This window comes from Bacillus sp. V2I10, from assembly GCF_030817055.1.
In the GTDB taxonomy this organism is placed as follows: Bacteria; Bacillota; Bacilli; order Bacillales; family Bacillaceae; genus Bacillus_P.
Map to the genome: position 1 here is coordinate 5,313,202 of NZ_JAUSYV010000001.1, position 20,901 is coordinate 5,334,102.

The window sequence follows — 20,901 nt, forward strand, 5'->3', positions numbered from 1 at the left end:
GATGGATCTTACTAGATCCATTGATGCCCTTATTCATATTCTCTGATAGGCTGATTCACTAATCGGCAGGATTCTCTGATTTTCAGCTCTGGAGACAATAAATACTCCCGTTTCGGAAGTGCTCCTTTAAAAGTAATTCGCTCATGAAGCAGCTGAAATGCTATCTCTCCAATTGCATTCATGGGTCTTGCAACGACACTAAGCTTTGGATTCAAGAATGTAGCAATGTCCACTTCATCAAACCCTATGAACGAGACCTCACTGCCAAGCTTCCAGTTTCAATTCATCTAATGCTTTCATACAGCCGATTGTCATCAAGTTGTTGGAAGAAAAAATCGCAGTCGGCTGATCATCCAGTTCAAAAAGCTTCTTTGTACTCTCGATACCGCTCTGCTCCCCGAAATCTCCATGCATCACATATCGCTCATCCAATTCAATGTTGTAATCCTCTAGCGCCTTCTTATACCCTAAAAACCGCTCAAGTCCAGGAGTCGTACTCTGCGGACCGCATATAATCGCAATCTTTTCATGCCCCTGAAGAATCAAGTGCTGTACCGCTTGATAGGACCCTTTCTTGTTATCAACAAGAACCGTATCCACTTTGAACTTCTTGATGCTGCGGTCAACCGCCACAACTGGGATTCCCTGCTCTTGAAGCAGCTTTAAGTGGTCCCCATTTTCATTGGCCGTGGTAATGATCACACCATCCACACCGCGCTCAATAAAATTCTTCACAATCTCCTCTTCAACCTTAGGAGATTCATTGGTACTGCTCAAAATCGTAAAGAATTCCTTCTCACGGGCTTTCTGTTCAATCCCTGCCATGACTAGAGGAAAGAACGGGTTCTTGATATCAGGAACAATTACGCCGATTGTATTCGTTTCTTTTCGCTTCATGGTTCTGGCTGCTGCACTTCTGATGTAACCAAGTTCCTCAATCGCCTTAAGTATTCGTTCCTCTGTTACTCTGCGAACACCACCCTGGTTATTAATAACCCTGGAGACAGTTGCAATCGAAACATCTGCAAGCTTCGCCACATCCTGAATATTTGGTTTTGATTCCATTTAACAACACTCCAAAAATGTAAACGTTTAGATTTTTTTAGAAAAAATAAGATTTTTATGAGGTTTATACTATGTAAACGCCTATTCATTAAATGTAAACGTTTAGATTTTGTTCTTGGAATTAGATTAGCATGTTTGTTTTCTGATGGCAAGAGGTTTTTGTGTGCGGTTTCAAAAATGATAAACCTTCATATGTAAAAATGTAAAAAAGACAATACGTATATAGAGCAAAAAAAATAAACTTAACTTTAAAATCCATATTAACTTAATACACCAAGACGGTTCTGCTGCGTCAAAAAACAGAAGAACCATCCCTTGCTTTTCATACTAAACAGTCATTCTCCAACTTGATACGGCTAACCAGTTCTCCTGTTCCTTATAACCAGGCATGACCTTTCCAACCAGACGCCAGAAGGATCGGTCGTGATTCAGATGAACCATGTGGCTCATTTCATGAACGACGACATATTCGATCACCTTCAGCGGTGCCATTGCCAGCTTCCAGTTAAAGGTCAGCTGCTGCTTTGCATCGCAGGTTCCCCAGTTCTTTTTACTGTCAACAATACGAACCGAACGTGGTTTCACTTTAAAGTTGCTTTGATAGGACTGGATGCTCTTCTCTACGATCGCTTTACACTTCTGATAATAAAATCGTTTTAATGCCTGTTTGATTTTCTCATCATCAAGCTGTTTCACATAGATATGCAGCTTTTCTCCATCAAACACGATATGGTCCTGTTGGATCTTTTCATCATGAAAGATCTGTATGGGATATGCGTTTCCCAAATAAAGAAAGGTCTCGCCATACTCATAGACCTTCTCCTTTGGCCCATGCATTCTATCATTTATTTCTTTCAATCTTTCCTGAATCAGATCCCATTTTTCCTCTATTACCTGAATAACTCGTTCATCAGATGTGCCTTTCGGAGCCTGGACTTCGATATTTCCATAGGGATCAATCGAAATGCCAATTGATTTCCGCTTTTTGTACGTAATATCAAAACGAATGGTTTCACCTGAGTAGGTATGTATCATTTCATCACCTGCAGTACTCTCTTATACTCCTCTATATGTTAAAGCTAATCCTTTTAAGAAATTCCTTGCGAATTTATCACCGCACTCTTTATAATTCTTATGGCCTTCTTTTCTTAATAAAGCACCTAATTCTCCTTTTGTCACATGGATGCCGGCTTTTTCGAAGACATCAAGCATGTCCTCACTTGTCATTGCGAGGGCGATTTTCACTTTCTTCAAAAGAAGATTGTTCACATTTGCGCTTCTCCCCAAAGTCAGTTCCGGTGTTTCAGGCTGACCCGGCTTTTGCTCCTGCTTGCCTCTTTTAAACGTAACGAAGCCATTTAAAAAGGACTCAAACATCACGTTGTCACATTTAATGTTCTCTTCATCCTCAGCGATCTCATCGTCGTAGCTGTCTTTTGATTTTGTGAGGATTTTAGGCAAATCTTGCCTGCTCACTTCAATACCGCCAAGCTTAAAAATCTCAACCATTTCTGTATTTTTCAGATCCAGTGCGTATCTTAATCGAATTAAAATATCGTTATTATCCATCATAATACCTCCTATTAGCGTGCAGCTTCATCAAAACCTGTCACTACATTTTAAACCACAAGTATAATGAATAGCTACTTCACTTTCCACTTTCACTTCACTGCTTCTTTTTTTACTAAGAAAAAGGATATACTATAACAAAGGATAGGATCGCTAAGCTTTATGGAGCCTCTGATATTTCCAATCAAGATGGAAACATAACCTAAAAAAATTGCCACAAGCAGGTGTACGATATTTGGATATCAAACATTTACAATATTTTATTGAGGTGTCGAATTTTAATAGTTTTTCCCGTGCGGCAGAACATTTATTTATCACCCAGCCAACTATTAGTAAAATGATTAAAAATCTTGAGACGGAGCTCGGAGTTGAACTTTTTGACCGCTCCCGCAAGAAATTAGCCTTGACCGATGCAGGACAGATCATTTTGGAGCAAGCAAAATTAATAGACAAAGCCTTTAATAATTTAGAAACAGAATTGGACAACCTGACAGGGCTAAAAAAAGGGCATATTCGTATTGGATTGCCGCCAATATTTGATGCGCATTTTTTCCTGAAAATTGTCAGCAGCTTTCACGAAAAGTATCCTGGGATTACGTTTCAATTAGTAGAAGACGGTTCAAAAAAAATAGAAGAAGATGTTGGCAACAATCTTCTTGATGTTGGGATCATTGTTCTTCCGACTAAGAACGACATCTTCAACCATTTCTCTTTTATGGAAGAAGACCTTAAGCTCATCCTTCACCCATCACACCCATTAGCAGAAAGAGAGGAAGTCCAATTAGCTGAATTGGCTAATGAATCTTTTATTTTGTTTAATAAGGACTTTGTCTTAAACGATCGAATTATCCTTTCTTGTAACAGTGTAGGCTTTAATCCGCATATCATATCTGAGAGTTCACAGCAGTCTTTTATTGAAGAAATGGTTGCTTACAAACTTGGAATTTCCCTCTTACCTGAGAGTATTTGCGATAATCTAAATACACATGTAAAGTCGGTTAAAGTAGTAAATCCATCAATCAGCTGGAACTTAGCAATTATTTGGGGCAAAAATCAATACTTCTCTTATGCTGCAAAAGAATGGCTGCAGTTCACGAAAGATCAGCTCAAAAAGGGATTTAAAGATGATTAATTTTATATGTTCCATATTCTCGGAAGACGGTTCATTTTAAATGAACCGTCTTTTTTTTCTAAAAATCACCTATTTATAGAAGGAATAATTGAAAGCACTTACATAGATAAAAGCTATACTTCAGATAAAATATAACCATTTTACTTACATTCCAGCGCGGCGTACACTTGTTTTAGGTAAAAAAACCCTTAATCACGTGGATATAGTATTTTCTTTCTAGAATCCATTCATGAAAGGAAGCAGCTTAATGGAAACAAAAAAAGCGAAAGAAAGCCGCATTATTAATACAGCTCAAGTATTATCATGCGATTTAAATAACTATAATACATTGTTTGGCGGAGTTTTGATGAAAAAGCTCGATGATGCGGCAACCTTATCAGCCCGTAGACATTCTAGAGTTAAAGAATGTGTAACTGCATCTACTGATCATATCGATTTCTTATGCCCTATTCATCAGACTGACTCAGTCTGTGTCGAATCGTTTGTAACTTATACAGGAAAAAGCTCTATGGAGATTTTTTGTAAAGTGATTGCCGAAGATATGATGAATGGCGAGCGCAGAATTGCTGCTACAGCATTTCTGACTTTTGTAGCCTTAGGTGAAAATAAACGGCCTGTAGAAGTTCCAAGTATTATTCCTGAAACAGAAGAAGAAGCATTTCTTTACGAAACAGGGAAAGAAAGAGCAGAAATGCGTAAATTAAGAAGACAAAAAAGTAAAGAATTAGCTGCGTATATTTCATTGGATAAACCTTGGGACAATTAAGAGGAGGAAGTATGATGATAACTTTATCTAGTATTGATGAATTGAAAGATACTAAAGACGCTCTTGAGAAGTTAAAAAAAGACTATCCTGACCTTTTTGAAAAATTGTTGGATATGGTTTTTCTTACTCGTGCCTTTCAATTTAAATACCATTACCTGGGATGTTTAATTATGAATGAAGATCCTGGCGCATATACCCCGAAATTTGCATACGGATCGGTTCTGAAATTGTATAAAAAAGAATTGCAAAAATTAAAGGATGACCTTGATTTCCCAGTTCTGAAACAAACTTTTACTGAATACAGAAGTACCGGTTACCCTAAAATCAGTCAATTAGTACTAGGCATGACACCTGAATCATTGGTAGGCGCTTCTATTATTAAGTAGTATGACTAACAATGTTAAAAAGCAGGAATCATTTACATGGTTCCTGCTTTTTCTTTTAACACCTCTGATAAATTTATATATAAGGTTTTATCTTTTTGATATTCATTTACCTCAATTATATCTTTGACCTTATTATATTTTACTTTCCGGCCTTACTAAATCTGCTTGGCCTACTTTCCTTTCATCACTTCATGCAGTCTGTCTGGAAAGTTAGTAAACATTCCTGTTACACCCCAGTCAATCAGTTTCTTCATCGTTTCCTTGTCATTTACGGTATATGGGTGTATTTCTAGTCCGCTGCCTGCCACTTTTTGAACATAATCTTGATTTAAATAAGTATAGTTTGGACCAACGCCCATTGCGTATTGTTTGATGGCTGCAATTTCAGCGTCAGTTATAACAGCATTGGTTTTATAGGAAAGCAATTGAACGAGCTTGACCGATGGATCGAGTTCATTCATTGTTTTCAGGCTGAGAGAACTAAAAGACTGTACTAGAAGCGTATTGTTGTTGATATTATAATCATTTACCAGACGCAAAAGTTCTTTTTCCATACCAGGATAAACTTCAGGTGATTTCGTTTCGATATAATATTTTGCATTTTTTCCGAACTTTTGAAAAACCTCTTCAAGAGTTGGCACTTTTAATCCAGCATAATCCGGGTTTGCATATTGCGGGTATTTTTCATTAAACCAGCTGCCTGCGTCCAGCTGCTTGATTTGTTCTAGTGTGTAATCTTTAACAAGACCTGTCCCGTCTGTCGTTCGATCTACGGTCTCATCATGCATGGCAATTAACTTGCCGTCCTTTGTCATCTGCAAATCTACTTCAATATAGTCACCGTGCATTTTATCGCCCATTTGATAGGATGTAATGGTATGTTCTGGAGCATATCCAGATGCACCCCGGTGTGACACATTTACGATGTCCTTATGTTTTTCCTTTGCCATAGCTGTTCCTCCGCCTGCTGTAAAACCGATTCCAATGACCAGAGCACCTATCACCGACACCCATTTTCTTTTCAATCTGCCCATCTCCCATCTCTTTATAAACTACTTTTCAAGATTAGCAGTAGATTATTAATTTCCTATAACACGAAGGTAAAGAATAATAATATGCTAGATTAAAATAAAGTGAAATCTAACCATTAACGTCAAGTTATACAATTCATCACAAATAATATTAAAAAAGATCTTATCGATTTATTCGATAAGATCTTTTCCTCGTTACATCTACTATTCTTTTTTTACAAGTAGTGAACAGCACCCCACATGTGTAAGTAGCTGTCACTCCTTTTCTTCCTTTTCAGTCCGATTACTTTAAAGATTTGATCCTTAGGGCCAGCGCTATTTTAAGCGCCTTTCCTTGTTTTCAACTCTGAGACTTGTTGTTTCGCAAACAATTGATCGATTACTGGATTCGTTTATGGTCCGCTGTTCTTATTAATTACTAATAATTTGTTGTCTTCGATATAAAGACCCTACACTCCGAAGGCACGATGAAATCTTTTATCAGCAGCCATCATTCTCCTCCTAAAAAACTATATAAATTAATAAATTAAAATTAGTTGATGATCCGGAACTTGACATTAACGTTGTATATTTAGGGCTGATCTATAGGGTGAATCTAGATATCGAAAATCAAAATCATCTCAAAGAACTTCATCCGAAATATTTTACAATTTTTCGTTATATTTCTTTAAAGATAAAGTAAAGAAATATAGGAGAGAAAGACCGTGAAAAATGAAGAATTTGTCACTATTTATAAAACAAAAACATTTTTGCATTGTAATTTTGGAGATATTGAATTTTTCCAATACAAAAGTCTCATTACATTTAGCTTATTTTTTGAAAGATACATATTGGTCTCTTAACAATACTTTATAAATCATTAATAAAAGCTATCTATAATAAAAGTCGAATTTATAGTTTTTTTAGAGAGGGGAAAATAAGGATGACGGAAAGACACATTGATGAATTGATTAAGAAGTTGAATTTGGATAGTTTAGAAAAGAAAGAGTTTAATCGTCGCAATTTTCTACAGGGAGCAGGTAAAATTGCTGGTCTTTCTTTAGGATTAACAATCGCAGGTTCAATGGGTTTAGGAGAATCAAAAGTTAATGCCGCACCAAAGTTTCAAAGCTATCCCTTTACACTCGGTGTTGCTTCTGGTGACCCTCTTTCAGATAGTGTTGTTTTATGGACAAGGTTAGCTCCAGATCCGCTTATTGGGGGAGGGATGCCAAATCAGTCCGTTCCAGTCAAATGGGAAATTGCAAAAGATGAAGATTTTCATAAAATTGTAAAACAAGGAAGAGTCATTGCTAGACCAGAATTAGCTCATTCTGTTCATGTAGAAGTGGATGGACTTAAACCGGACAAAATTTACTATTACCGTTTTATATCTGGTCATGAACTAAGCCCTGTTGGAAAAACGAAAACACTTCCAGCAGCTGGTGCCGATGTTGCCCGCATGACATTTGCTTTTGCTTCCTGTCAGCAATATGAGCATGGCTACTATACAGCGTATGAGCATATGGCTAAAGAAGATTTAGACCTTGTATTCCATTTAGGAGATTATATTTATGAGTACGGTCCAAATGAATATGTATCAGGAACAGGAAATGTTCGTACTCACTGCGGTCCGGAGATTATCACGCTTGAAGATTACCGAAATCGTCATGCCCAGTACCGTTCAGATGCGAATCTTAAAGCTGCTCATGCTGCTTTTCCTTGGATTGTTACATGGGATGACCATGAAGTCGAAAATAACTACGCAAATATTATTCCTGAGAAGGGCCAATCTGTTGAAGCATTTATTAAGCGCCGTGCAGCTGCATATCAAGCCTATTACGAACACATGCCTCTTCGAATATCATCGTTGCCAAACGGTGCCGATATGCAATTGTTTCGTGATTTTACGTTCGGTAATTTAGCATCTTTCAATGTACTGGATACACGTCAATATCGTGATGATCAGGCAAATGGTGACGGAAACAAAGCACCATCGCCAGAATCTATGAATCCTGCCCGCACGCTCCTTGGAAAAGACCAGGAAGATTGGCTGCTAAGAAATCTTGGCAATTCGAAGTCTCACTGGAATGTGCTTGCACAACAGATTTTCTTTGCCAAATGGAATTTTGGGACTAGTTCTGCACCAATATACAGTATGGATTCCTGGGACGGCTATCCGGCTGCACGCCAGCGCATCATAGATTACGTCAGCAGCAAGAACATGAACAATCTAATAGTACTTACTGGTGATGTTCATGCTAGCTGGGCGTCCAATCTATTGGAAGATTTCAACAATCCAAACGCCAAGAAAATTGGTGCAGAATTTGTAGGCACTTCCATCACCTCAGGCGGGAACGGGTCCGATGAAAGAGCAGATACAGATCATATTTTAGGGGAAAACCCCCATATTAAATTTTTTAATAATTATCGCGGATATGTCCGTTGTACAGTCACACCGGATAAATGGCAAGCTGATTACAGAGTTATTCCATTTGTGACAGAACCGGGTGCGGCCATTTCAACAAGAGCTTCATTTGTTTATAATAAAGATGGCTTGGGCTTGAATAAAGTAGAGGCAAATCAAGTGCCACAAGGCGTAAAAGTTTCGAGTGAAGTGGAGGAAGACCGCAACCGAGCACATGGCCGTGCACATGATAAACAAAAGGACAAAAAACGCGAAAAAGTGAAGAATTAATTCACTTCACCTTATAAAATCATTCATTTTTTAGGAGTGTATATATGATATCAAACATTGGAATTCCAGGGTTAATTCTGGTTCTAGTTATCGCTTTGATTATTTTTGGCCCTTCAAAGCTTCCGGAAATTGGACGAGCTTTTGGACGCACCTTAACAGAATTCAAGAGTGCGACAAAAGGATTAGTGTCAGAGGAAAAGAAAGAAGAAGAGAAAAAACCTGAATTAATATCTGTTGAAAAAAAACAAGATAAATCAGTCGTTTGATAAGATAGGCGGGGCAACCCGTCTATTTTTGTCACTGATATATGTTTTACAAACACAAAGGACAATAGGTTATTGTGGTGCTGTTACGATTTGTTTGGAAGTCTTATTCAATTAAATAGCCCTATGTATAAATGAATGGGCTCAATTCTTACTTCAGAAAAGCCCCCTTTAATTGAATAAGGACTGTATTTTATCTGCAACTTCTTTGGGTTTAACATCTATGTAATTTAAGTCATCGATGTCTATCCACATAGGTATATATGAACCCCTAGCTTTTTCATTGTCTGTAAACTCTACACCTTGCCCGGTGCCAAAAGTTCCCCCAACAATTTCTCCTAGGAAGAAAAACTGCTTTCCATTAAACTCAATCTCTGCAATGCATTCACTCACGCATATCTCGATTCCTAACTCTTCAAACGCTTCTCTTTTTGTTGCTTTCTCAGGCGTTTCGCCTATTTCTATTCCTCCACCCGGAAAGACATAATAAGTTACTCCATTTCTTATTCTTTTTATTAAAGCGACTTTGTTTTCTTCTATAAGAACAGCAGAAGCTCTATCTCTCATAACAACCTCTCTTTCTTAGATAATTTCTGACCAAATATGTTCAGAAATCGGGACGATCACACTATGCTTCAATCGCCCCCTTTAATTAAAGAACTTAAATTCCTTTCTAAGCTCCATTCCAGACAATCTGGAGATCAGCACCATCAAAAAATAGCCAATGCAACCACCTATAAAATTCAGGTTCAAGTCATCTACATCAAATGCTCTGCCTCTAACTATTCCGACATAACCAAATATAAGTTGAGAACTTTCAATTACTAAGGTAGTAAGAAATACTAAAAGTATTGCTTTAAGTGTCTTGAACTTCTCCCCAAAAATGAAAAAGTAGATACCTAATGGTAATAACAAAAGAACTTTTTCCACAAAAAAGAAGCCTATCGATTGTTCCTGATAAGCCCCCGATTGTTGAATATCATTTATGTTGTCTTATCGAAGAAAAGCGCCTGATTGTTGAACAAAATAAAACTTTTTTCTCTTTCTGCCTTTTTAATATAAGTAAGGATTAAGCCCGAAATCTCACACACAACAAAATATCTAATATATATCCTGTGTTTAAAGGACAGGCATTTTATATAACTGAAAACGATCTCGTTATTATTCTTATTCAAAATAGTTATTTTCTTGTTTAATTTGATTTATTCGTATTTTTCCCCATTCATACATCATCCCAACGATTGGTAATAACGTCATCCCAAGGTCAGTCATTGAATATTCGACTTTCGGAGGAATGTCTGGATACACTTCTCTATGAACAATTCCATCATCTTTATTATAAACGGTTAAACTTTCCTCGAAACGGCACGACTTTTTTACAAACGGTTCATCTTTGTTTTAAACCAACAGTTGCTTCAGTATCGATCCCCTCTACTTCTTTTAGAATCCCACTATCAGCTTCATCATCGACCATTTTGGCAGCCGTTTTCATGGGATTGATTAAACCACCTTATTGTGTAGGTTTTATAGAAATAATAAAAGAGTCTCCAAATGAAGGCTCTTTTTTGGGTAATTAGGTTTCTTTGGTTGTAAATCGGACGAGGTGAATAATTAGATAAAAGACTTCTTCGTTGGTACTGTATTTGCCAGTCATGCTTTCGCAGTAGGTAGCGATGGATTGGGCGCATTTGAATTCGTTTGGATATTTGGTTTTGTGGTGTTCGTATAGGAATGAGTCTTTGGAATTCAGTTGTTTGTTGTCGAAGATTCGTCGGATAAAGTATTGCAGATGGGTGACGAATCGGTTGTATCGCATGGATTGGTGGTCGAGTTTGACGTTTAGTTGGTACCGTACAATGTTGAGTATGTCTTTGAGCATGGTGACGGCGAGTACGGTGTTTTCAAAGTTTTCTTCCTCGTTTTTGGCGTTGACGAGGTGAAAGGCGATATTGCCGGCTTCTTCTTCTGGTAGGTTGATGTGCAGGTGCTCGTTTAGGTGTGTGATGACGATCATGCCTGCTGCGTACTCTTCCGGGTAGTGAATGCGTACGTCGTTTAAGAGTTTGTTTTGTAAGATTACGCCTTTTTCGACGCGTTCGATGGCGAAGGCGATGTGGTCGAGTAGCATTAGGAAGTAGCGGTCGTCGAGTTCGTTACGCCAATGGGATTTCATTTCTTCGAGTGCGCTATTGATTGTGTCCAAGTAGTCTCGTGGGATGCTTTCAAGTAGGTGGACGTATTCTTGTTTTGTGCGCTGATCGTTTGGCGTGAAGATTTTTTCGACAGAGCTTTCCTGAATGAGATCGCCTTCTTTGCTGTTGAAGCCAAGGCCTTTTCCCATGACAATGATTTCTTGTCCGTTTTCATCGCTTGAGAGCACAAGGCTGTTATTTAATACTTTTTCTACCTTCATGAATCATCACCATCTTTATCGTGACATTTATGTGCGTTGGCATAGCCCTTCATTTCCGTTGGATGTAATGACACGTTGATACCAGTGAAAACTGTCTTTTTTGATTCGGCTCATGTCTTTTAAGTCAAATTCTCCTCGGTTTACGTAAATGAATCCGTATCGTTTGGCGTAGCCTTGGTGCGTGCTGACAACGTCCATCGCAGCCCATGGGCAGTAACCGAACACTTCAACGCCGTCAGAAAGAGCCCATTGAATTTGTTCAAGATGTGCTTGAATAAAGTCGATTCGGTAATCGTCGTGAACAGCGCCATCTTCTGTAAGTTCGTCGGGTGCGCCGATTCCGTTTTCGGTAATGATGATCGGCAGCTGGTACCGTTCGTATACTTTTCTCAGGGTGAGGCGCAAGCCAACCGGATCGATGACCCAGCCGTATTTTGTTTTATCGACGTATGGATTTTCCTTTGGTCGATAGACGCCGGGTTCGCCTAGCATGATTTGCTGGTCACCAGCTCGAGGGCTTACGTCACTTTTTTCGTCTCCCGTACTCTCTGCAATCGTTGCGGTTGAATAATAATTGATGGCAATAAAATCAGGTTGCCCTTGTTGGATCGCAAGCAAGTCGCCTTCTTCAATCGCAGGTGTCCAGCCGCGCTCTTCTAGGTAACTCCATAATAATCGATTGTATCGTCCGTGTACAGCAAGATCGAGAAAACTCCAGCCGCGGAGCATTTCCCAGTTGTGAGCAGCAATCGCGTCTGCTGGTTTGCTGGTTGCTTGGTACATGGATGTCATGTTTAGTGCTGGTCCGATTTTTGCATGTGGACAGAGTTCATGGCAGAGTGACATCGCTTTTCCTTGCGCAACGAGCATATGGTGGTTTTGCTGATAGAGCTCTTTTTTGGATGGCAACGATCCGCCTTTTGGAATGCCGACAGCGCCAGGATGTAATATGAGCGTGTTTTGTTCGTTGATCGTGAGCCAGTGCGTGACTTTGCCGCCAAAGCGTTCAAATAAAATACGGGCATAGTTCGCGAAGGCATCGATCGTCTCGCGGTTGTTCCATCCGCCTTTTTCTTCAAGTGCGTACGGGAGGTCAAAATGGTACAGCGTGACGATGGGTTCGATTCCGTAATGAAGCAATTCGTCGATAACACGCTCGTAGTGGACGAGTCCTTTTTCATTAATGGTGCCGATGCCTTCTGGTAAAATGCGCGTCCAAGCGATGGAAAAACGGTACGCTTTTAGGCCGAGCTCATGGAACAGTTTGATGTCTTCTTTGTAGTGATGGTAGTGGCCGCTCGCTACGGTGAAGCCGGCGGTGCCTTCTGGATGATCCATCATATCAATGACGGATTTTCCTTTGCCGTCTTCATTCCAAGCGCCTTCGACTTGATAAGCAGATGTGGAAGCCCCCCAAAGAAAATCCTTTGGGAATGGCTTCAGGTTTGTGTAATGCATGATTTATGCCTCCAGTTTCGTAATGTGCATCAGTGGTTCGCCTGAAGAAATGCGTTTTTCTTTAATTGGATCCAATGCGTTAAATTCGTCATGGTTAGTGATGATGATCGGTGTGACAGTTTCATATCCTTTTGCCTGAATGGATTGACGGTCGAACGTGACAAGTGTATCACCTTGTTCTACGCGGTCTCCTTGTTTTACGTGCGTTTCAAAGTATTCCCCTTTTAGGCTGACGGTGTCAATCCCCACGTGGATCAATAATTCAATGCCATTGTCGCTTCGAAGACCAACGGCGTGCTTGGATTCCATCATTGTCACGATCTCACCGGCAAACGGTGCTTTCACTTCATTTTGATCCGGTAAAATCGCAATCCCTTTTCCAATCAGTTCATTTGAAAAGACATGATCGTTTACAGTGTTTAGCGGAATGACTTTTCCGGATAGTGGGCTAGCGATGACTTCTATTTGGTTCGTTGTTTCCGTTTTTGCATGTGTTTGTGTTGTTTCTTCTACTGGATCCTCAAAGCCTAAAATCCATGTTGCGGCAAATGCGACAACAAACGCAATGGCAATGGTAATGAGTGCGTGTACGATATTCATTGGATTCTCCCCGATAAAGGCAGGGATAGCCGCAAGTCCTGGTGAAACGAATGCATAGCGGACAAGACCAGAAAGACCGGCATAAATTCCCGCACATGCCCCACCAATCATCGCCGCGATTAATGGTTTCTTTAATTTAAGCGTAACTCCGTAAAGCGAAGGCTCTGTAATCCCAATTAAGGCAGTGAAACCAGCAGAACCAGCTAATTGTTTTAGCTCTTTGTTTTTTGTTTTCATCGCAACCGCAAGCGTAGCGGCACCTTGTGCGATGTTGGATGCAAGCATTCCTGGTCCATTAATCATTTCTTCTCCATTATTGGATAGCTGCGTTGTAGCAATAGGGGTCATTGCCCAAGCAGTTCCAGTGATAATTAGGAACGGCTGTAGTCCACCCATCAGCATTGGGATTAACCAGCTTGCACGGTTGTTGATTGTTTCAGCGCCAAGGGCAACGAGATCATTTAAATACGTGCCGATTGGTCCAATGACGACTAACGCGAGAGGAGCGGTAATGATTAGGATTAACATTGGTTTCAAAAAGAACTTAATGATCGATGGTGAAACACGTTCAGCAAAGCGTTCAATATACGACATAATCCATACGGTAATAATTATCGGTAAAACAGAGCCAGCATAATCCGTTAAGCGCACTGGTACGCCCATAAAGAAAAGGGCTTCTTCAGAGGCTAAAACCGATGACCAGTTCGGGTGTAATAACACGCCTGCGATGGTCATGGATAACACCGGGTTGGTTCCGAACTTAATCGATGCTCCGTATGCAAGTAGTACAGGCATAAAGAAGAATGCTGCATCCGCGACAGTGTTTAAGATAAAGAAGGTTTGGCTTTGATCAGTTAATACGCCTGTTAACACAAGCACCGCCAACACGGCTTTGATCATCCCGGCACCAATAATGGCAGGGATAAATGGTGCGAATGTGGTAGAGATGACGCTAATTAAACGAGAAATGACGCTCTTTTTTTCTTTTTTGGTGGTATTAGCATTTCCACTCGGTTGCTCGCCCATTTCGTTTTTGATGGCACGAAAGGCTTGTTGGACTTCATTTCCTACGATTACTTGGAATTGACCGCCTTTATTAACAACTGAGATGACGCCCGGTAACTTTTCGATTTTAGCGGCTTCGACTTTAGAAGAGTCATAGAATTCAAATCGAAGTCGAGTCGCACAATGTGTTATCATCGCTACATTTTCTTTTCCACCTACAAGTTTCAATATGTCTTTGCCTAGCTGTTTATAATCCATATCTCCATCCCCTTTTACGCATTACTGATATTAGTAAACATAAAAAAGACCAAAATAAGATGCACCTATCCCGTTAAGAAATAGAGCAAATTATTTTGGTCTTGCCTGCTTTACCAGTAACACGCCAATTTAATTTGTTGATTATATTGAAACGCTTACAAATAAATTATCATAACTATTTGTGTATTACAAGAGTTTTTTGATATCCTTTTCATTTTCTTCAATGGTCTGTTATCTTTTTAATTCGGATTAGGTTTGTTAGCTAAAAAAGCAATATATTTTAATACAAAACACAAACAAAGTTTTGTTAAAGAACGCTAAAAAATTTTAGCGTTCTAATTCTCCTGCCAGTTGCTTACTTTGCCGGTGTTGTTTCTCATTTGAGAACTCTTTTATTGAAGCTGGTTTAAATGCTTCAACTTCTTGCTTGTTCAATTCCTGTCTAATACGTGGTGCAATCGACTGAATGTATGCTTCTTCCTCTTTTAATAATACGTCATCCCACGATTTCACAAGTTTTTCTTGAATCGCTTTGTCGATAGTGTTGTTCTTTTCTATATGGTGAAGTGGGTGTGCATAATCACCTTTATTATAACTGCCACTAAATGCCGTTATCTTGTCACCTTCGGGTATTGCCACCGTGTACTTTACTTCCTTCACATTCAGCTTCCCATAATCAGCACTGTTCACTATGCCAAAATCTCTAAAATCGGGCATCTGACCATGAATTAACATGGCAGGAACTTTAATATCAAGTTTACCGTCATTAGCTGTTTCGTGCTTGTGTAAAGCCATATCGGTTAATAGGGAATTATGATGTTCTGGCTTCAAGTTCAATTCAGAAACCATTTGCTGATATGCGCTATTGTAATAGTCATCCCCTATGTCGTGCCGATCTGGATTAATCATTTCGAGCTTATCAGCGTTTGGAAAAATCACATGGTAACGGGTTTTGTAATAGCCAGCTTCTTGACTTTGTTCTTTGTCGATCTCCGTAAATTTTTCGTTCGCTTCACCAAATCGCATTAATTCATTATTTTTCAGATTTTCGCTTTCAGACCATTGAATTAAAACGGTTGGCTTCTCAATTTCAGACTTATCAAAGACTTTAAAAGCGTTACCCATGCAGCTTTGAAATAAAGTTTGATCAAAAACACCTCGCAAACCCGTATTTTACGATAAATAAAAAGAATCCATTTTGAAAAAAGATTGATCAAAATGGATTCTTCTTCAGCAGATTTAAGTTGGGTTTTTATAAAAAAGTTTGATCATTTTCTACCTATGTTGTTCAACAATCGCGCCCGATTGTTGAATAATTGCCTTCACATCTCAGTTAGATAAAATCTAATATCGATCCTAATATCTATCGAATCAATATCATTATCTGGGGCAATAAACAAAAAGACACGTTCCTATATAACTCGCCCTTTTGTTGGGTATGGTCATAAGATAACGGTTGTTTTCGCTGTTATTCGTTCTTCTTAAAATAGTGAACAGGACGAATTTCAATCCGGAAGCCAAATTCCTCTCCGGTACCCACTTGTGTTGTCGGATGCAGCGATGCAATTTGAATGGCTTCTTCCATGTCTTTTGCTTCTATTAGAAATACACTCCCAATCAATTCTTTGGTTTCTGTAAAAGGTCCGTCAGTAACCGTTACCTTCCCGTTTACTCGACGCAAGCATTTCGTCTCCAATTCAAGACCAGCATCTACCACTACTTGACCGCTATTGTAGAATTCATCTAGGTGGGGCTGACATTCCCTCATAACAGCATCTATTTCTTCTTTTGGACGGGCGTCCATTTTCTCTGCATTGTAATAACCCATACATAGAAATATCATCATAACCTCTCCTTAATTTCATAAGATTTGTTCATCTACTAAAAAGACGATCAATAAACAGCCATATCGACACAATAAAAAAACTTTTATTTTTGCCTACAATCGTCAGCTTGTTTCAAAAAAAATTCACGCTGTAGGGTATTTTGGGTTAAAGAAGCCGCACTCATGAATTCTTCATACGCTTCGCTCAGCCGTCCTAATTTCTTTAGAAAGTTGCCTCGAGTACTCGGTAACAAATAGTAATTTTTCATAACGGGATCCAAACGTAACGAATCCACAATTTTTAATCCAGCTGCTGGTCCATATGCCATCGATAGAGCGACAGCACGATTCAGTTCAACGACTGGAGAAGGTGTAACTTGAGCAAGTTCATAATAAAGAGCCGAAATGCGCTCCCAATCCGTTTCTTCAGCAGTTCTGGCTCTGGCGTGGCATGCTGCAATTGATGCCTGCAACCCATACATGCCGAGTGTTCCACCTAATCGTTCCGCCTTTTCAAGTGCTTTAAGACCACGACTAATCAACTGATGATCCCAAAGTGTGCGATTTTGATCTAAAAGCAAAATAGGTTCCCCTGCTGCATCGATTCGTGCTTTAAACCGGGACGATTGAATCTCGATTAATGCTAACAGACCATGAACTTCTGGCTCATTCGGAATAATGCCAGCTAAAACCCGACCTAGTCGCAACGCTTCATTACAGAGCATGGGTCGAATCCAGTAATCAGATGAAGAAGCAGAATATCCTTCGTTGAATATAAGATATATGACTTCAAGGACAGAAGAAAGGCGTTCCTCAAATTCACTCTTAATAGGAACTTCGAATGGTACTTGGGCAGCAGTCAGTGTCCGCTTTGCCCGCACAATCCGTTGTGCAACAGTCGGTTCAGGAACCAGAAACGCCCTTGCGATTTCTTCCGTCGTTAGTCCCCCAAGTAATCGAAGCGTAAGAGCTACTCTTCCCTTTTTGGACAAAATAGGATGACAGGTCATAAAGATAAGCCGCAATAGTTCATCTCCAATGTCATCATCTAGTACTGAGTCCCAGTTATGTTCATGGTGAGATTCCAAATGATAAGCAATGTCTTCATATTTCTTCTTACTTAGCTTGTTCCTTCGAAAATAATCGATTGCCCGTCTTTTTGCGACTGTCATCAGCCATGCACTTGGGTAATCCGGTATTCCAGAGATTGGCCACCGTTCTAGCGCAATGATTAGCGTGTCTTGCGCAAGATCTTCTGCAATCCCCACATCTCTAACCATCCTTGTTAAGTAAGCAATTATTTTAGCCGATTCCATTCTCCAAATCGATTCTATTTTGTGATGAACGACAGATTCATTCAAAATTTGTTCGGACCTCCTCTATAGAAACAACGAATGATAAATTTTAAAATCGACATCTATTCAAATCCTATTCTTCAATCTCTTTTTCAATAAAAAATGCATGAAAGACGCTTTCCTTATTTCAGAAAAGCGCCCTATAACAGAAAACTTGAATTCGAGATAAATTTCTATATACATTGACCTTTTCTTTAGCTCGGGACTTCTGCCATTTAACGTTTGCGACTATACGAAATTGGCGAATCCAATTTTGGAAAGCGAAGTGCAACTGTGCGGTTAATTCATGAAACGGTTTCTCCTCTGCCTCTGCTAACAGACGAATCAGTCGGCGCCTAGTTGGATCTGCAATCGTGTCAAACACATCCCGCAACTGGTTGTTCTCGCTCACAACACCCCCGCCAAAATTATGTAGTAGAAATCTATTGGTTGTAGTAAGGGACAGCCGTTAATTTCACCACCTCCTTAAAGTTTGCGGCTCTTCGGACGTAGCGCCCACGAGGCGATATTTAGTGCAGCATATGAAAGCGGAAGGATAATATAAAACCCGTAATCACCATAATCGTTAGCAAACGCATGAGATAAAGCCGCACCGGTCATTAAAAAGAAGATACCAGCGTGAACCCATTCTTTAAGCCGAGGAAAACCTGGCACGACGAGAGCGATGGCTCCAAGCACTTTCCAAATCCCAAGAATGGTCAAGACGTATGATGGGTAACCAAGATTCGTCACTAACTCGAGGTTTCCCCCATATTGCATCAGTTGCCCGATACCACTTAACATAACAGCTGCTGCGAGTAGTAATGTGACTGTCCAATAAGCAATCATTTTTCCTCGGGGCTGGGTTTCTACTCTCGCGGTTGTTTCCGCACCGATAATCTTACTCATTTGTTTCCTCCTCATAATTGTTTCAAGTGAAACTTATTCAGGTTCCAAACTTTCCAAATAACTAACTCCTAATTGGACCACCTCCCAGTTGCTCTTAATTTCTCTAATCACTACAAATAATCCTTGTTAATATCTAATTTCCCTTGAAAGTCTAATTCAATTAAATGGCCCGATTGTTGATCAAACTCTTGAAACCACTCTTCAACTATACTCCCCGATTGCTTAATACCAATTATTTCAAAATTAGGTGTTGAACTCAATCTTTTATTCCATTAAAAAGGACACTTACCTTATTACAGATAAGTGCCCTTTTGTTGAAGAAGAACCCACTTACATTAATGCAGTTTGTAAGATACTTGGTCTAGCTTTTCATTTTGAATATCCCTATGTTATTTTGGTAAGTCGACAGTAAACGGTGCTAATTCTTTAGTTCCAATAAAACTAGAAAAATCAAATTGTAAGACGGTTTCTTGTAGTGAGAAGTTTTCAATTTTATTCTCCCCGTTTAAATGAAAAACAGATTGAAACTGATATGTCTTTTTATCAAGTAATTTTACTTCATTTCTTGATATACTATGATTTTGTGGTGGAACAGGATTATCTGGATCAATTTTACCGTGACTTTATTTAAAAGCGACATAAAAATCCCAATTTCTCATTTATATCACTGAGAGATTGGGATTTAATTATTCAACAATTGCGCCCTTTTCTTGAATAACTGTGGTTATTTATTTTTAATCTCTTCCAATAAAGATATAACCTTTTCATTCTGTTCAATTATTGTTTGATTTTATGATTCAAAAGAGGATTGTTTCTTAATTCCATTTTTTATAAATATTTGTTTTCTTAAGAATGGAATCATCCAACGATCGATACCTATTTTAGCTGAATTAAAACCAGCAACAAGGATAAAAATCTCTATGAGAACCATCTGTGGATTCGTACTCGTTGTACCAGAGAACATATAGGAAAAATTCATAACAGCTCCCATTAGTACAGCAAACGTAGTAAACGTACCTAAGATAAGTCCAAGCCCAACTAGAAATTCCCCCCAAGGAACAAGTACATTAAACAGCCCCACGTTTGGAATAGCAAATCCATTTAGAAATTCCACCCACCAAGGTTGAACAGCCGGGTGTTCTCCTGTTGCTTTTTTTACAGCTCCTAATAAGAAACCACTTGCATCAAAACCTCCAGTAATCTTTCCCCATCCAGCAAGCAACCACTGCCACCCAAGATATAAACGTAAGACCGTTAAAATGTAGGATACATAAAAATTTTCTCTTAAGAATTTTATAAACATAGATTACACCTCACAAATATTGATTTATTTTTTAAATGAAGCTAGGAAATGATAGGTGGGTTTGCTTACTCTCCTGTCTTTGCTACTTATGATATCGTTCAATTTCAACTTCTTCTTTTCGGATTAGAAAGGAGACCCAACACATGCAAAAAATAAGTATATGGTATTAGGAAGGCATTTAATTCACCTCTTTCCTATTTTGACTATTCTTGAATATTTTTTATAAAGATTAGTGTCCCTTAATCTAAAAAAGTTTATCTAAGGAAACTTTTTTAACTTCGACTATAATATTATCCTAGGGACAAATTTGTTGTCAATGACAAAATTAAAAACTCACAGTAGGATGAGTTTTTAATCCAAGATTTATTAACCAACTTTTCTACCAGTGGAAGACATTGTCTAAGTCCAAAATTATACAAAAAAATTTCTTCAAAATATAGAACTTGAACATGGTAGAGCAAGTATTGGTATCTTGCTAGCCCCTGAAGCTCGTGGTCAAGGTTATGGAAAACCTGCTATGGAGCATATGATTGACATTGGTTTCAAGCAACTACGTCTAAATAAAATATATTTGACAACAAGAGGAGTTAACGAACAAGCAATTAGTTTGTATAAAAAGATTGGATTTATTGTAGAGGGACAGTTAAGGAAGCATGCTTTTTTTGAGGGAAGCTTCTATGATACGTATTTTATGGGAGTATTAGCTTCAGAATGGGGTGGCAAAATGAATCAATAGTGGTATCGTCAGGAAAATGCGGATTTACAACGTTAAGGAAAATTCTCATATTTAAAAAGCCCAATTTCTCAACATTAAAAGTGAGAAATTGGGCTTTTTTCAATACTCCACAAACGCGTCCTTTAACGGAAGATCATTCACAGTTAGTTAATGAAAAAAGCACCCGTTAGC

21 protein-coding genes and 2 pseudogenes are annotated in these 20,901 nt (G+C 38.9%); 6 read left to right on the top strand and 17 right to left on the bottom strand.

The window, feature by feature from the left end:
* Positions 1–29 precede the first annotated feature (29 nt).
* The 4 genes from QFZ72_RS26850 to QFZ72_RS26865 all read right to left on the bottom strand — a co-directional run bounded on the left by QFZ72_RS26850 (position 30) and on the right by QFZ72_RS26865 (position 2,634).
* The gene (locus QFZ72_RS26850) at positions 30–233 is read right to left on the bottom strand and encodes a substrate-binding domain-containing protein (protein ID WP_307439391.1); all 204 of its coding nucleotides are present in this window, start codon (positions 231–233) and stop codon (positions 30–32) included.
* A 25-nt stretch (positions 234–258) separates the two neighbouring features.
* Positions 259–1,065 (bottom strand): LacI family DNA-binding transcriptional regulator, encoded by an 807-nt coding sequence (locus QFZ72_RS26855; RefSeq protein WP_307439393.1) that lies wholly within the window; start codon positions 1,063–1,065, stop codon positions 259–261.
* Positions 1,066–1,392: 327 nt separating this feature from the next.
* Positions 1,393–2,100 carry a M48 family metallopeptidase gene (locus QFZ72_RS26860; RefSeq protein ID WP_307439396.1) on the bottom strand — a complete coding sequence of 236 codons (708 nt, stop codon included), beginning with the start codon at positions 2,098–2,100 and terminating at the stop codon, positions 1,393–1,395.
* Between the two features lie 21 nt (positions 2,101–2,121).
* A complete protein-coding gene (locus tag QFZ72_RS26865; protein ID WP_373464646.1) occupies positions 2,122–2,634 on the bottom strand; it encodes a YehS family protein in 513 nt (170 codons plus the stop codon).
* 235 nt (positions 2,635–2,869) lie between these two features.
* Here QFZ72_RS26865 and cidR point away from each other — a divergent pair, with 235 nt between their 5' ends.
* The 3 genes from cidR to QFZ72_RS26880 all read left to right on the top strand — a co-directional run bounded on the left by cidR (position 2,870) and on the right by QFZ72_RS26880 (position 4,918).
* Positions 2,870–3,766, top strand: coding sequence for a cidABC operon transcriptional activator CidR (cidR, locus tag QFZ72_RS26870; RefSeq protein ID WP_307439398.1), 897 nt, complete (start codon positions 2,870–2,872; stop codon positions 3,764–3,766).
* Between the two features lie 247 nt (positions 3,767–4,013).
* The gene (locus QFZ72_RS26875) at positions 4,014–4,532 is read left to right on the top strand and encodes an acyl-CoA thioesterase (RefSeq protein WP_307439399.1); all 519 of its coding nucleotides are present in this window, start codon (positions 4,014–4,016) and stop codon (positions 4,530–4,532) included.
* Positions 4,533–4,546: 14 nt separating this feature from the next.
* Positions 4,547–4,918 (top strand): hypothetical protein, encoded by a 372-nt coding sequence (locus tag QFZ72_RS26880; RefSeq protein ID WP_307439401.1) that lies wholly within the window; start codon positions 4,547–4,549, stop codon positions 4,916–4,918.
* Between the two features lie 170 nt (positions 4,919–5,088).
* Here the strand turns inward: QFZ72_RS26880 and QFZ72_RS26885 are convergent, their stop codons facing one another.
* On the bottom strand, positions 5,089–5,952 hold the full coding sequence (locus QFZ72_RS26885; RefSeq protein WP_307439402.1) for a glycerophosphodiester phosphodiesterase: 864 nt from the start codon (positions 5,950–5,952) through the stop codon (positions 5,089–5,091).
* A 919-nt stretch (positions 5,953–6,871) separates the two neighbouring features.
* Between QFZ72_RS26885 and QFZ72_RS26890 the strand changes: the two genes are divergently transcribed.
* Both QFZ72_RS26890 and QFZ72_RS26895 read left to right on the top strand, forming a co-directional pair.
* On the top strand, positions 6,872–8,626 hold the full coding sequence (locus tag QFZ72_RS26890; RefSeq protein ID WP_307439404.1) for an alkaline phosphatase D family protein: 1,755 nt from the start codon (positions 6,872–6,874) through the stop codon (positions 8,624–8,626).
* Between the two features lie 44 nt (positions 8,627–8,670).
* Positions 8,671–8,892, top strand: coding sequence for a twin-arginine translocase TatA/TatE family subunit (locus tag QFZ72_RS26895; protein ID WP_307439406.1), 222 nt, complete (start codon positions 8,671–8,673; stop codon positions 8,890–8,892).
* Positions 8,893–9,060: 168 nt separating this feature from the next.
* On the opposite strand, the gene QFZ72_RS26900 is transcribed toward QFZ72_RS26895, so the two are convergent.
* The 12 genes and pseudogenes from QFZ72_RS26900 to QFZ72_RS26955 all read right to left on the bottom strand — a co-directional run bounded on the left by QFZ72_RS26900 (position 9,061) and on the right by QFZ72_RS26955 (position 19,994).
* Positions 9,061–9,456: an NUDIX hydrolase gene (locus tag QFZ72_RS26900; RefSeq protein ID WP_307439408.1), complete on the bottom strand. Its 396-nt coding sequence runs from the start codon at positions 9,454–9,456 to the stop codon at positions 9,061–9,063.
* Positions 9,457–9,537: 81 nt separating this feature from the next.
* Positions 9,538–9,876 carry a VanZ family protein gene (locus QFZ72_RS26905; RefSeq protein ID WP_307440031.1) on the bottom strand — a complete coding sequence of 113 codons (339 nt, stop codon included), beginning with the start codon at positions 9,874–9,876 and terminating at the stop codon, positions 9,538–9,540.
* A 180-nt stretch (positions 9,877–10,056) separates the two neighbouring features.
* A pseudogene (locus QFZ72_RS26910) lies at positions 10,057–10,221 on the bottom strand (winged helix-turn-helix transcriptional regulator); the annotation flags it as partial.
* Positions 10,222–10,462: 241 nt separating this feature from the next.
* The gene (locus tag QFZ72_RS26915) at positions 10,463–11,302 is read right to left on the bottom strand and encodes a PRD domain-containing protein (protein WP_307439410.1); all 840 of its coding nucleotides are present in this window, start codon (positions 11,300–11,302) and stop codon (positions 10,463–10,465) included.
* Positions 11,303–11,329: 27 nt separating this feature from the next.
* Entirely contained in the window at positions 11,330–12,760 is a 1,431-nt protein-coding gene (locus QFZ72_RS26920; RefSeq protein ID WP_307439412.1) for a glycoside hydrolase family 1 protein, read from the bottom strand.
* Between the two features lie 3 nt (positions 12,761–12,763).
* Complete coding sequence (locus tag QFZ72_RS26925; protein WP_307439414.1) at positions 12,764–14,623, bottom strand: beta-glucoside-specific PTS transporter subunit IIABC; 1,860 nt, start codon at positions 14,621–14,623, stop codon at positions 12,764–12,766.
* 327 nt (positions 14,624–14,950) lie between these two features.
* Positions 14,951–15,748, bottom strand: coding sequence for an LPD25 domain-containing protein (locus tag QFZ72_RS26930; protein ID WP_307439416.1), 798 nt, complete (start codon positions 15,746–15,748; stop codon positions 14,951–14,953).
* 343 nt (positions 15,749–16,091) lie between these two features.
* Positions 16,092–16,466, bottom strand: coding sequence for a YciI family protein (locus QFZ72_RS26935; protein WP_307439418.1), 375 nt, complete (start codon positions 16,464–16,466; stop codon positions 16,092–16,094).
* An 86-nt stretch (positions 16,467–16,552) separates the two neighbouring features.
* Complete coding sequence (locus QFZ72_RS26940; protein ID WP_373464647.1) at positions 16,553–17,809, bottom strand: RNA polymerase sigma factor; 1,257 nt, start codon at positions 17,807–17,809, stop codon at positions 16,553–16,555.
* 268 nt (positions 17,810–18,077) lie between these two features.
* Positions 18,078–18,194 (bottom strand): annotated as a pseudogene (locus QFZ72_RS26945) (transcriptional regulator); the annotation flags it as partial.
* A 74-nt stretch (positions 18,195–18,268) separates the two neighbouring features.
* A complete protein-coding gene (locus QFZ72_RS26950; RefSeq protein ID WP_307439420.1) occupies positions 18,269–18,691 on the bottom strand; it encodes a DoxX family protein in 423 nt (140 codons plus the stop codon).
* A gap of 790 nt (positions 18,692–19,481) precedes the next feature.
* A complete protein-coding gene (locus tag QFZ72_RS26955) occupies positions 19,482–19,994 on the bottom strand; it encodes a DoxX family protein (RefSeq protein ID WP_307439422.1) in 513 nt (170 codons plus the stop codon).
* Between the two features lie 436 nt (positions 19,995–20,430).
* Between QFZ72_RS26955 and QFZ72_RS26960 the strand changes: the two genes are divergently transcribed.
* Positions 20,431–20,730, top strand: coding sequence for a GNAT family N-acetyltransferase (locus QFZ72_RS26960; RefSeq protein WP_307440034.1), 300 nt, complete (start codon positions 20,431–20,433; stop codon positions 20,728–20,730).
* The last annotated feature ends 171 nt before the right edge of the window (positions 20,731–20,901 follow it).